The following is a 12,541-nucleotide window of genomic DNA, read 5'->3' on the forward strand; positions in this document are numbered from 1 at the left end:
CGCGCACCGCCTTTGCGGCTGCGCAAATCGTCTTTGATTCCAGGTGGAGCCTTTCAAGACTGCGGACGGAGACCTCATCGCGAACGACGCAGACACATCGCGAAACATTTCGGCCGGCGCGCAATCCTCTCGCCGCTACTGACAGCGGCTGGGCGAATAGCCGAAGTGCCTGCGAAAGGCCGTCGCGAAATTGGCCGGATGGGCGTAGCCGACCCGAAAGGCCGCTTCGGTGACCGACAACCGTTGATGAATCAGAAGGTCACGTGCGGCCTCGAGCCGCCGGGCCCGCAAATAGTCGATCGCGCTCTCGCCATACGCCATCTGGAATTTCTGGTTGAAGGACCGCCGGCTCAGCCCTGCGTTGCGCGCCAGCTCGTCGATGCCCCAGCGGTAAGCAAGATCGGCGTCCATCCGCTCCTTGACCAATTGCAGCCGCATCCGCTGCAGGTCGGTCGCCGGATCGAGTGCGATCCGGCCACGCTCGCTGCACAAGGCATGGACGACGATCTCGGCGGCATGCGCCGACAGCAACAATTGCGCCGCGTTTCCGGCGACCGGCGGCGAGAACATTTCCGCCGCGACGGCCTGCACGCGTGCAGATGCCACCAGCGAGACGATGGCCGGCTTAGCCCCCTCGTCCCGGAACAGCGCCCGAAACTCATCGCCGAGGCCGAGCTCATCGATCGAAGTCTGGGGCAGTGCCAGGCCGATCGCAGGACGTTCGTCGCGCCGGACCGAGCGGCACATCGCGAGGGATTCGCGCACGGCAATTGTCGTGATCTGCCTTATCGCGCGCGTCGAACTGCCGCGGTCTGCACCGTCATCGAAAACCACAGAGATGAACAAGCCCGCCGCGCCCATCGCAGGCCCGTTCGCATCGGCGCGAAACTCACCTCTGACGAACACGCAGCCCGGGAAATCCAGCCATTGGCCTCTCGTTGAAGCTCCTTGCGCGGAACCGATGTCGTCTTTGGGCCGTCCGATAATTTGCTCGTAAAAGTCCCGCATCGAATCCGCTTACATCGCGGCCTCTTTGACGGCAGACGGCGGCGCGCTCAAGGGGACAGCGCGCAGTTTGGAGGATTTCGAAACTGGATTTGCTCGAAGTAATCTTACGCTGCGGCGGCCCAAGGCAACGAGAAGGGAACGAGAAGCAACGAACGCGTCAGATTCCCAGATATTTGTGCTGGAGATCCGGCTCCGCCATCAATTGGTCGGAGGTGCCGCTCCACACCGTCTTGCCGCGCTCGATGATGTAATGGCGGTCGCAAATGCGGGCGAGATGGTCGACGTTCTTGTCGACGACCAGGATCGACTGTCCCCGGCTCTTGAGCAGCGACAGGCAATTCCAGATCTCTTCGCGGATCAGCGGCGCGAGACCCTCGGTCGCTTCATCCAGGATCAGCAGCTTCGGGTTGGTCATCAGCGCGCGGCCGATGGCAAGCATCTGCTGCTCGCCGCCGGAGAGCTGGTTGCCCATGTTGGCGGCGCGCTCGGCGAGGCGCGGAAACAACACGTAGATCGCGGCCAGCGTCCAGGGATTCGGACTACCGAAACGATCGGCGGCGGCCGCGACCAGGTTTTCACGCACGGTGAGGTTCGGGAAGATCTGGCGCCCCTCGGGGACGAGGCCGACGCCGAGCTTTGCAATTCTGTAGGACGGAAGCTGCCTGACCTCGTCGCCCGCAAAGCGGATGCTGCCTGCGCGCGCCGGCGTCAGGCCCATGATGGAGCGGATGGTAGTGGTCTTGCCCATGCCGTTGCGGCCCATCAGCGAGACCATCTCGCCCGGCCTGATCGACAGCGACAGGCCGAACAGCACCTGGGACAGGCCGTAGCAGGTCTCGATGCCCTCGACCTCGAGCAGCGTGTCAGCCATGATGCGTCACCACATGCTGATCGCCGAGATAGGCGCGCTTGACCTCGTCGTTCGCCCGGATCGCAGCGGGATCGCCGGAGGCGATGACGCGGCCATAGACCAGCACCGTGATACGGTCGGCGAGCGCGAACACCGCCGGCATGTCGTGCTCGACCAGCACGATCGACACTTCCTTCCGCAGCTCCTGGAGCAGCTTCACCATGCGCTGGGATTCGGTGACGCCCAAGCCGGCCATCGGCTCATCCAGCAGCAGCAACTTCGGCCTGCTCGCGAGCGCGACCGCAAGCTCGATCTGGCGGCGTTCGCCATGGCTGAGCCTGGACACCACGACGTCGGCGCGATGCAACAGGCCGACGCGGTCGAGCGCAGCATGCGCCGCATCGCGCAAGCCCTTCTCCTTGCGTGCATCCGCGAAGAAGCGGAACGAGGTGCCGGCATGCGCCTGCGCCGCCAGCGCGACATTGTCGGCTGCGGTGAAATCGAGCAGCAGCGAGGTGATCTGGAACGAACGTGCCAAGCCCAGCGCGCAACGGCGATAGGCCGGCAAATAGGTGATGTCGCGCCCGGCCAGCGAGACGGTGCCCGAATGCGGTTCGAGATGGCCGGTGAGCTGGCTGATCAGCGTGGTCTTGCCGGCGCCGTTCGGGCCGATGATGGCGTGCAGCTCGCCGCTGGCGACGTCGAGCGAGACATTGTCGGTGGCGATGATGCCGCCGAAGCGGCGCACCAGCTTCTCGACGCGGAGCAAGGGTTCAGCCACGGCCAGCCCTCCCGAGCGCGCCCATGATGCCGCCGCGGCCGAACAGGACGATGACCAGCAGCAGCGGGCCCATGATCAGCGCCCAATATTCGGTGATCTGCGACAACAGCTCTTCCAGCAGCAGGAAAAACACCGCGCCCATGATCGGACCGAACAGCGTGCCCATGCCGCCCAGGATCACCATCACCATGAGATCGCCGGAGCGGGTCCAGTACATCACGGCCGGGCTGACGAAATCGGTGTTGTTGGCCAGCAGGGCGCCGGCCAAGCCACACATGGTACCCGATATGACGAAGCAGACCAGCTGGTAGCGCTTGGCAGGGAAGCCGATTGCCTGCATGCGCTGCTCGTTGGAGCGCAGCCCCTGCACGACGAGGCCGAAGCGCGAATTGACGATGCGCCAGATCAGGACGATCACGCCGAACAGACAGGCAAGGCAGAGATAATAGAACTGCGTGCGGTTGCTGAGGTTGATCAGACCGGAGAAGTCGCTGCGGTTGTAGACGGTGAGGCCGTCGTCGCCGCCGTAGCGCGCCAGGCCCGATGCGACGTAATAGGCCATCTGCGCGAAGGCCAGCGTGATCATGATGAAATAGACGCCGCGGGTGCGCAGAGAGAGTGCGCCGATCACCAGCGCGTAGAGGGCGGAGGCCGCCAGCGCGACCGGAAACTGGATGAAGCCGGACCCTACGCCTTCCTGCGCCAGCATGCCGACGGCATAGCCGCCGATGCCGAGATAGGCGGCGTGGCCGAAACTCATCATGCCGCCAAACCCCATGATGAGGTTGAGGCTCGCAGCCGCCAGCGCCAGGATGATGATGCGCGTGAACAGCGTCAGGATGAAGATGTTGCCGGTGAGGTGCGAATAGAGCGGCAGCAGCGCGAGGCCCGCCAACATCAGGACCGTGACGGCCTTGCTCACAGTGAAAGTCTTCATCGACGATTGGCCGGAAACAGCCCCTCCGGCCGCACCACCAGCACGATCGCCATGAGGAGATAGATCAGCATGGACGACAGCGCGGGCGCGGCGGTGGAGGCGGCAGCGCCACTCAACACCTGCCGGAGCAGGTTCGGCAGGAAGGCGCGGCCGAGCGTATCGATCATGCCGACAAAGATCGCGGCCAGGAACGCGCCCCGGATCGAGCCGATGCCGCCGATCACGATGATGACGAAGGCGAGGATCAGGATGTTCTCGCCCATGCCGATCTGCACGGTGAGGATCGGGGCCTGCATCAGGCCGGCGAGGCCCGCGAGGGCGGCGCCCAAGCCGAACACCAGCGTGTAGAGCAGCTTGATGTTGATGCCGAGCGCGCCGATCATCTCGCGGTTGGACGCACCGGCCCGGATCAGCATGCCGATGCGGGTGCGCATCACGCCGAGATAAAGCAGCAGCGCAACCAGCAGAGCCACCGCAATGATGGCGAGGCGATAGGCGGGATAGTGGATGCCGGGCAGGATCGGCACCGGCACCGTGAGCCAGGCCGGCAGCGGCAGCGCAAGGCCGGCCGGGCCCCAGATCAGCCGCACCGCTTCATTGAAGAACAGGATCAGGCCGAAGGTCGCGAGCACGTGGTCGAGATGGTCGCGGCCGTAGAGATGCCGCAGTGCCGACACCTCGAGCACGATGCCGAGCACGAGCGTTGCCCCTAGCGCCATCAGCGCACCGAGCAGGAAGCTGCCGGTCCACGCCGCGAAGGTCGCGGCAAAATAGGCACCCATCATGTAGAGCGAGCCGTGCGCGAGGTTGACGAGATCCATGATCCCGAACACCAGCGTCAGGCCGGCGGCGAGCAGGAACAGCAGCAGGCCGAACTGCAATCCGTTCAAGAACTGTTCGACGACGAGCAGCATCAAGACTCTTTCAGGCGCACGCAGCGTCGCGCCGATGTTCGAACACAGTCGCCATCAGTGAAAGAGCCCCCCCTGCCTGTTCAAGGCGGAAAAATGGGTAATGGCAGTATCGTTCCGAGGCAAGAGCGATTCTGCGCCAAACATGCACTTTGTTGCATCTCGGCGCATGCGCCCAGCCCGCGAAGCAAGAAGGCTGCCGCGGAGCATGGGGCGTCCTGTCGCACCCAAAAGAATACCTCCCCCGGATGACCGAGGGAGGATGCGACATTCGTTAGCGTGTGAGCGTCTAGTGCGACGTCATCTGTCGGGGAAGGTCATCCGGTTCGGCGAGCACGCTGTTGGCCGTCGAGGCCTCCAGCGCCGCCATCCGAAACAGATAGGCGAGCGTCGCCAATCCGGTGTCTTCCGCCATCTGCGCCAGCTCCAGCGCCATGTCGGACATGTAGCCGAGATTTTCGTCCTTGGTCTGCGCCATAATCTGGCTGTCCCGCATCATGTTCGACATTTCAGGCGCTCTTTCGTTGCGTGGCGGCGAAGCCGCTGAGGTTGGCACGGGCGACGGCATCCAGACGCGGGCCGTCCTGGCGCACGACCGAAGCCATGCCGATGCGATCATGCAGCGCGTCGAGCGTCTGCTGGCGAATGTCGATGGTCGCCGCCATGGTCCATGCATTCTCCACCAGCGCCGGCAGGCCAAGCGGCGTCACGACGAATCCGGCCTCATGGAAGCGCGGCAACCACCAGGTTTCCATGATCGCACTGACCTGCGTGATTCCCTGATCGAGGCAAAACTCCTGCACCGCCGCCATCAGTTGAAGGTTCAGAGCGCCGTCGCGACGATCACGCACGACGAAGTAGCGCGACCATTCCCAGATCAGCGGATCCGCGGGGCACCCGCGCACTGACGCCAGATGCGGGAAGACTTCGCTCATCATCGATGGCTTGGTTGTTGGATAGAGCCGATGTCCCCCAATGACGCGCCGCCCATCCAGCGCGAGCAGATAGACGGTGTCCTCGTCGTCATAGGAATCGATCTCGCGGCCGTCGGGCCTGCGCAGCGTTTCCCAACGGCGCTCCCCGACGAAAATCTCGTGCCGCAGCCGGAAGTGCTGCTCGATCACGTCTTGATAAAGGTGACGATTCACCGCGGAAATTGCGTGGATCATGAAATCCCCCATTCATCATCAATGGGGGGCAGAATCTGCGAAAAGACGCAGGTCCGGTATTGGGAAATTTCCCAGTACGCGCTCTAGGGAGCGATGATCTTGTTCCGGATCGCCAGTGCCACCGCATGCGTGCGGTTGACGGCGCCGAGCTTGCGCGCGGCAGTTGCAAGATGCTCTTCGGCGGTGCGCTGCGTGATGTGCAGGATTTCGCCGATTTCCCACGCCGACTTGCCCTGCGACGCCCAGGAGATCACCTCGCGCTCGCGTGGCGTCAGACGCGCCGACGGATGCGGCGCAGGATCGAGCAGACGGCGGATGTGGTCGAAGCCGTACATCGCCATCAGGTGCAGCGCCGGCTTGCTGCGGGGATTGAGGTCGAGATGGACGCCGCCGAGCGACACCGCGGCCTCGTAGCCGGTGAGCCCGTGAATCGGCACGATGAAACCGCGCGACATGCGAAACTCGCTGGCACGATTCATCACCTCGGCCGCGTTCGGCTCGAGTTCGGCGTCATAAGGCGCTTCCGACCATTCGAACGGGTTGACCGATTGCCGGCAAAGTCGCACCACCGGATCGAAGCGATCGTAATTCTTCTCAGTGTAGAGGCTGAACCATCCGGCAGGCCAGCGCTTGGCGAGCACCATCTGCGCAAAGCGCTGGTCGGGATTCGGCAATCCCGTCACTATGATGGTCTCGAAGCCGAAACGACCGAACGCCGCTTCGAGCGCATTCATCGCATCCGGCACCTTGGTATAGGCCCCGAGGCCTTCGATGAAGTCGAGCGCCTCTCGGCCATAGTCAACTGCACCTGCGGCAGACATCAGCGCGTTTCCTGACCCTCTTTCTCCCGTATAGCACGTATTTGGGGGCTGCCTCAATTCGCTGCTCCCGTAGTTTGCCGGTGTTCCGCTTGATCCGAAAGTTTAATCTACTTGTGGCAGAAGCGACGCTCAGTTACACCTGAACGCGTTCGCAGGGAAACACACAATGCAAGACGAGGACATTGCTCTCAACAGCGTGCTCGGCCTGGAATTGAACCGCGTGTTTTTCGCCGTGCATCAAACGGCGAACAAGCAGAAGATCATCGAGTTCGCGCGCGAGGTGCTGGAAAGCGAGCGCGCGGAGCTGGCGGAAAATCGCTTGCCCGAGGGCCCGGCGAGTTGACCAACGTCGCACCAAGGATGCGTTCGCGACCCGAACAAACTTGCACAGCATTCAACATCCCGCGCGCCAGTTGATCGAATTCGTGGCATCGCCCCGCCTCGCTGATGAGGCGTTCGCCAAGTCCAGGTACCGGCCCAGCAGCTACGTCGCCTAGCCCGACGATCTGCTTCTGAGATCGATCAGGGCGCGCCGGGCGACCGCCGTCAACTCCTCCAGAGCAGTGACGCCCGAACGGGCCGCCTCCATCAGCCGGGCAGCGATGAGTTTGCGGCTCTCATGATCGCCGCCGTGCCTGACATGACTGAAAGCGGCTTCCAAAGCCGCATCAAGTGCGCTTTGCAAGCGGCCCTCGAACTCGCTCATCTCGTCCCCCATTTCGCCAGGCCCGTTGCCGAAGCGGGCTCAGTGATGGGGCGGCGCGATGATGCTGTATGTGCACAAGTGAACACGGCGCACTGGTAAATGAGCACCTGCCAATCACGTCAAAGCGATCAGAGTTATCAGAGGGTATTGAGTGCGGAGGAAAATGGAGCAGAGAAACGCAACGCTCATTCCACGGCATCGTTCCCCGCGACGATCAGCCATGCTTGCCTTGGGGCCCTCTATGCAGCCCGCTTTTCTTTGCCTAGAAAAATCCGTGGGAACCAGGATAGGGCATGACTGAAGGTATTACGAAATCTCCAACCGGCATCGAAGGCTTTGACGATCTGACATTGGGCGGCCTTCCCACCGGACGGCCGTCGCTCGTCTGCGGTTCGGCTGGCTGCGGAAAAACACTGTTCGCTTCGACATTCCTCTTCAATGGCGCGCGGCTCTACGGCGAGCCCGGTGTCTTCGTGACCTTCGAGGAGCGCCCGGTCGACATCGTCGCCAATGTGGAATCGCTCGGCTTCGACCTGCAGGGGCTGATCGACCAGTCGAAAATCCATATCGAGCACATCGCGATCGATCCCTCCGAAGTCGCCGAGATCGGCGACTACGACCTCGAGGCTCTCTTCCTGCGGCTCGAATTCGCCGTCGACCAGATCGGCGCAAAGCGCATCGTGCTCGACACCATCGAGAGCTTGTTTTCGGCCTTCTCCAATCCGGCGATCCTGCGCGCCGAGATCCGACGCCTGTTCGATTGGCTCAAGCAGAAGGGCCTGACGGCCGTCATCACCGGAGAACGCGGTGACGGCAGTCTGACCCGGCAGGGGCTCGAGGAATACGTGTCCGACTGCGTGATCCTGCTGGATCACCGGGTCGACAACCAGATCTCCACACGGCGGCTGCGCATCGTCAAATATCGCGGCACGGCGCACGGCACCAACGAATATCCGTTCCTGATCGACGAGGACGGTTTCAGCGTACTGCCGGTCTCTTCGCTCGGCCTCGGCCATCAGGTGTTCGACGAACGCATCTCGACCGGCGTGCCTGATCTCGATGCCATGTTGACCGGTGGTGGCTTCTACCGCGGCAGCAGCATCCTGCTCACCGGCGTCGCCGGTTCCGGCAAGAGTTCGCTCGCCTGCATGATGGCGGACGCCGCCTGCGCCCGCGGCGAGCGCGCGCTTTATCTTTCCTTCGAGGAGTCCGAGGCGCAGACCGTGCGCAACATGAGGTCGATCGGCACCGACCTTGCTCGATGGCTGAAGAAGGGGCAGATGCGTTATATCGCGACGCGCCCGACCTTCTACTCGCTTGAGATGCACCTCGCGATCATGTTGCGCGAGATCGGCAGGTTCAAGCCGCAGCTGGTCGTGCTCGACCCGATCTCCGCCTTCACGGGCTCAGCCGATATCGCCGAGGTCCAGGCGATGTTGCTCCGCATCGTCGATTACCTCAAATCCAACGGCATCACCGCCGTCTTCACCCATCTCGCCAATGTCCAGCAGGCGGAAACCGATGCCGGCCTGTCGTCATTGATGGACGGCTGGATTCTCCTGCTGAACCGCGAGGCGAACGGCGAATTCAATCGGGAGCTCTATCTGCTGAAGGCGCGCGGCATCGCTCATTCCAACCAGGTCCGCGAGTTCGTGATGTCGAGCAGCGGCATTCACCTGCTGGAGCCCTATCTCGGCGAAGGCGGCGCCTTGACCGGCTCGGCCCGCCGCAACGAGGAGGCACGGGCCCGGCGGACGGAGGTCAGCAGACAGGCCGAGGTCGCGCGTCTCCAGGACCAGGTGACGCAGCGCCGGCGACGCGCCCTTGCGCAAATCGAATCTCTCAAGGCCGACATCGATGCCGACGAGGCTGAACTCAACCGCCTCGTTTCGGCCGAGCACCATTATCTTCAGCAAAGCCGGGACGACGCCGCGGCCATGGCGCGGGGACGGGGAATCGACACCCCTTCCGGCAAGACAAAACAGGACTGACCCATGTCCCAAGCAAGCAGCGAGCCGGTTAAGCTCGTCCTTTACGTTGCCGGCGAGACGCCGAAATCGCTCGCCGCGATCCGCAATCTCGAAAAGATCTGCTCCGAGCATCTGGCCGGCAAGTACAAGGTCGAGGTGGTCGATCTGAAGAAGCAGCCGCAGCTGGCCCGCGAGCACGGCATCGTCGCGATTCCGACCCTGGTGAAGGAGCTTCCTGTTCCGATTCGCAAGATCATCGGGGACCTTTCCGACACCCAGAAAGTTCTAGTTCATCTGTCGGTTGAGGAATGATGACGGTGGTGTCGCTCGTATCCGCGTTGACCCGGGACGAACTCGAGGCCCGCTTGTACGAGGCCGAAGAGACGCTCCGGGCCATTCGCGAGGGCGAGATCGATGCCGTGGTCATCAAGGGCGGAGCCATCGAACAGGTCTTCACGCTCGAAGGCGGCGGCCAGTCCTACCGCACTTTCATGGAGGCGATGGATATCGGCGCCGCGGCGTTCGACGCCGAGGGGCAGCTGCTCTATGCCAACCAGGCCCTGTGTACGTTGCTCGACCGGCCGGCCGACGAATTGTCGGGTCAGGCGCTGCTCGGCATGCTCGACGCCGTCAATCAAACCACGTTTCGCCGCCTGCTGACGCAAGCGCTGAAGGAGCGTCAATCGTCCGAAATCCACGTTCGGGTGGGCCACATCGAGCGCAGCTTCCTTCTCACCGGGGCCCCGATCGATTTCGGAATCGTAAGCGGCGTCGCGATCACCTTCACGGATATCAGCGAGCGTGAACAGATCGCCGCCGCCAAGGAGTCGGAGCGGCTGGCGCGGTCGGTTCTTGCCTCCGCCAACGAGGCCGTCATCGTCTGCGACCGCTCCGGTCGGGTGACCCACATCAATGCGGCCGCGGAGCGGATCTGCGCCGAAGCTCCGATCGGAAAGCCGTTCGAGCAGGCGATCGAGCTGACTTTTGCCGATGCGTCCGAGTTGATGTCAGGGTCCGACATCGTCGCGATGGCCGCCGGCGGCACGCCGGTACAGGGCCTCGAAGCCGCCGTGAAGACATCGGCCGTCGACGTCACCGACGTCATGATCAGCGCGGCGCCGCTCATCGTATCCGGCGACCGGACACAGGGCTGCGTGGTGACGCTGATCAATCTGTCGCAGCGCAAGGCCGCCGAGCGCCGCCAGGCTCTCCTGATGGGCGAGCTCGACCACCGCGTCAAGAATACGCTGGCGATGGTGCTGGCGATTTCCGCGCGCACCGCATCGCACGAACGCACGATCGAGGACTTCCAGAAGTCCTTCTCCGGCCGCATCCAGGCGCTGGCGGCCACCCACACGCTGCTGTCGAATGCGTCATGGGAGAATCTGCAGATCAAAGACGTGCTCCGCGTCGAGCTCGCGCCTTATGCAACGCTGTCGAGCGGACGCATCACGATGGAAGGACTGGATATCTCCGTCGATTCCAAGACGGCTGTCTCGCTCGGGCTCGTCTTTCACGAGCTGACGACCAATGCAGTGAAATACGGCGCGCTTTCGACCCGGTCCGGCAAGCTTTCGGTTCGGCGGATCGGACTGCTCGACGACGGCGCGCTCCAGATCGAGTGGGAAGAGCGCGACGGGCCGCTGGTGACGCCGCCGACTGCATCCGGCTTCGGGCAGACTTTGATCTCGCGCAGCCTGGGGAGCGGTCCGAACGGCGGCACCAGGCTCGAATACCGTCCGAGCGGCGTGGTTTGCCAGATCGTGATTCCGAAATACGGTCACTTCCTGTCCTGAAAACGCGCTGGATGACGGCGCGGCTTCCGTGACATGATCTGAAAGGACGTGTCGGGACAGCCGGGACATGATGACGCTGCGCCAGGTGGAAGTGATCCGCGCCGTGATGGTGACAGGCACCATCGGCGGTGCGGCGAAGCTGCTCAACGTCTCGGCGCCGGGCATCAGCCGCCTCGTCAAATACACCGAGCGCTCGCTCGGCATCCGCTTCTTCCAGCGCCAGAACGGGCGCTACTTCCCGACGCCGGAAGCCGAGAGCATCTTCGAGCAGATCAACGGCGTCTACAAGAAGGTCGACGACCTCTCCGAGATCATCTCCAAAATCGGCCGCGGCGGCCTGTCGGAGCTGCGCATCGGCTCGGTGCCGAGCATCTCGCAGGTGATGGTGCCGCGCGCGATCGAGCGCGTCCGCCGCCGCTATCCGGATCTCGGCATCGACATCAACATCCTCAAGCTCGAGGAGGCCATCGACTATCTGATGCTCGGCCGCGGCGAGTGCGTCGCGATGAGCTACCGGCTGGAGCATTCCGGGCTCGACTTCATGCCGCTCGCCTCGGGCGAGCTCTATTGCATCGTGCCGCCGGGCCATGAGCTCGCAGGACGCAAGCAGGTCTCCGCCGCCGAGATCACGCGCTATCCGCTGATCGGCATCGACCCGAACGATCCTTATGGCCGGATCATGGCCGAGATCTTCGCGCGCAACCGGCTCGACTACAACATCACCATCCGCGCGCGCTTCGGCACCACGGTCTGCGCGCTGGTGAAGGCGGGGCTCGGCATCGCCATCATCGACCAGTTCACGGTCGCTCATGGCGGCTATCCCGGGATCGAGCTGTTGCGGATCACCGAGCCGACGCGGTTCGACACCTATATTGCCGTCAAGCGCGGCGCGCCGCTGTCGCTCCATGCCGAGAATTTCATCGACGCTCTGCGCACCGAGATGCGCGCAGTCGAGCCCGCGCGCGGCAATGGCAGGGCCACCCCGGCACGCGTCCGGAAGAAATAACATGATGTTAGGTTTGCCGGATAAAAGGGTAATTGTGTTAGGCCGGGGAAAGGCTATCGTCACAGCTGGAATGACGCGGATTTCCCCGCTAAGGGCCGGGACCGGACGCTCCCAACGAGACGATAGCGAACCATGTCGAAGCGCGGATACGCCGCCAGCCAAAAACTTCTCACCGGCCTGATCGGCGCACCGATCGCGCATTCCGCGTCCCCCGCCATGCATGAGCGCGCCGCCGAGGCGCTCGGCCTGCGCGGCCATTACCAGCTCATCGAGGTGGCCGGCGCCGACGCGGCTGGCCTTGCCATGATGCTGGAAGGCGTGCGGCGGCTCGGCTTCGCCGGTGTCAACATCACCTACCCCTATAAGGAAGCCGTGGTCCCGCTGCTCGACGCGCTGGCGCCGGGGGCTGCCGCCATGGGCGCGGTGAACACCGTCGTCGTCAGGGATGGCCGGCTGACCGGCCACAACACCGACACGACCGGCTTTGCACGCGCGGTGGCGCCGCTGTTGGCACCCTCCGCCAACGCCGTCGCCGTGATCGGGGCCGGCGGCGTCGGCAAGGCGATCGCGTTTGCGCTGGCGAGCC

At 63.6% G+C, this 12,541-nt stretch carries 15 protein-coding genes; 6 read left to right on the forward strand and 9 right to left on the reverse strand.

The window, feature by feature from the left end:
- Positions 1–135 precede the first annotated feature (135 nt).
- The 8 genes from SE91_RS33660 to SE91_RS33695 form a co-directional block, all read right to left on the reverse strand.
- Entirely contained in the window at positions 136–1,008 is an 873-nt protein-coding gene (locus SE91_RS33660; protein ID WP_061850697.1) for a helix-turn-helix transcriptional regulator, read from the reverse strand.
- A 157-nt stretch (positions 1,009–1,165) separates the two neighbouring features.
- Positions 1,166–1,879 carry an ABC transporter ATP-binding protein gene (locus SE91_RS33665; RefSeq protein ID WP_061850698.1) on the reverse strand — a complete coding sequence of 238 codons (714 nt, stop codon included), beginning with the start codon at positions 1,877–1,879 and terminating at the stop codon, positions 1,166–1,168.
- Complete coding sequence (locus SE91_RS33670; protein ID WP_061850699.1) at positions 1,872–2,639, reverse strand: ABC transporter ATP-binding protein; 768 nt, start codon at positions 2,637–2,639, stop codon at positions 1,872–1,874. Before SE91_RS33670 ends, SE91_RS33665 begins: the two co-directional genes overlap by 8 nt.
- A complete protein-coding gene (locus SE91_RS33675) occupies positions 2,632–3,576 on the reverse strand; it encodes a branched-chain amino acid ABC transporter permease (RefSeq protein WP_061850700.1) in 945 nt (314 codons plus the stop codon). The genes SE91_RS33670 and SE91_RS33675 overlap by 8 nt, the downstream gene beginning before the upstream one ends.
- Positions 3,573–4,490 carry a branched-chain amino acid ABC transporter permease gene (locus SE91_RS33680; protein WP_060737326.1) on the reverse strand — a complete coding sequence of 306 codons (918 nt, stop codon included), beginning with the start codon at positions 4,488–4,490 and terminating at the stop codon, positions 3,573–3,575. Before SE91_RS33680 ends, SE91_RS33675 begins: the two co-directional genes overlap by 4 nt.
- Positions 4,491–4,776: 286 nt before the next feature.
- Positions 4,777–4,995, reverse strand: coding sequence for a hypothetical protein (locus tag SE91_RS33685; RefSeq protein ID WP_008540920.1), 219 nt, complete (start codon positions 4,993–4,995; stop codon positions 4,777–4,779).
- A gap of 1 nt (position 4,996) precedes the next feature.
- Positions 4,997–5,656, reverse strand: a complete 660-nt coding sequence (locus SE91_RS33690) for an acyl-homoserine-lactone synthase (protein ID WP_061851453.1) — start codon at positions 5,654–5,656, stop codon at positions 4,997–4,999.
- An 83-nt stretch (positions 5,657–5,739) separates the two neighbouring features.
- Entirely contained in the window at positions 5,740–6,477 is a 738-nt protein-coding gene (locus SE91_RS33695; protein ID WP_060737327.1) for a LuxR family transcriptional regulator, read from the reverse strand.
- Between the two features lie 166 nt (positions 6,478–6,643).
- Here SE91_RS33695 and SE91_RS36735 point away from each other — a divergent pair, with 166 nt between their 5' ends.
- Entirely contained in the window at positions 6,644–6,820 is a 177-nt protein-coding gene (locus SE91_RS36735; RefSeq protein ID WP_061850701.1) for a hypothetical protein, read from the forward strand.
- 150 nt (positions 6,821–6,970) lie between these two features.
- Here the strand turns inward: SE91_RS36735 and SE91_RS33705 are convergent, their stop codons facing one another.
- Positions 6,971–7,183 carry a hypothetical protein gene (locus tag SE91_RS33705; RefSeq protein ID WP_008540912.1) on the reverse strand — a complete coding sequence of 71 codons (213 nt, stop codon included), beginning with the start codon at positions 7,181–7,183 and terminating at the stop codon, positions 6,971–6,973.
- 293 nt (positions 7,184–7,476) lie between these two features.
- On the opposite strand from SE91_RS33705, the gene kaiC reads away from it, so the two are divergent.
- From kaiC to SE91_RS33730, 5 genes are all read left to right on the forward strand, one after another.
- The gene (gene kaiC, locus SE91_RS33710; RefSeq protein WP_060737329.1) at positions 7,477–9,174 is read left to right on the forward strand and encodes a circadian clock protein KaiC; all 1,698 of its coding nucleotides are present in this window, start codon (positions 7,477–7,479) and stop codon (positions 9,172–9,174) included.
- 3 nt (positions 9,175–9,177) lie between these two features.
- Entirely contained in the window at positions 9,178–9,465 is a 288-nt protein-coding gene (locus SE91_RS33715; RefSeq protein ID WP_008540910.1) for a circadian clock KaiB family protein, read from the forward strand.
- Positions 9,465–10,949, forward strand: coding sequence for a sensor histidine kinase (locus SE91_RS33720; RefSeq protein WP_063921176.1), 1,485 nt, complete (start codon positions 9,465–9,467; stop codon positions 10,947–10,949). The genes SE91_RS33715 and SE91_RS33720 overlap by 1 nt, the downstream gene beginning before the upstream one ends.
- 67 nt (positions 10,950–11,016) lie before the next feature.
- Entirely contained in the window at positions 11,017–11,955 is a 939-nt protein-coding gene (locus SE91_RS33725; protein WP_008540909.1) for a LysR family transcriptional regulator, read from the forward strand.
- A 132-nt stretch (positions 11,956–12,087) separates the two neighbouring features.
- Positions 12,088–12,541: shikimate dehydrogenase family protein (locus tag SE91_RS33730; RefSeq protein WP_502687167.1), on the forward strand; the 454-nt coding region annotated here is incomplete at its 3' end.

The sequence above is a fragment of the Bradyrhizobium sp. DOA1 genome (assembly GCF_001593325.1).
Lineage (GTDB): Bacteria > Pseudomonadota > Alphaproteobacteria > Rhizobiales > Xanthobacteraceae > Bradyrhizobium.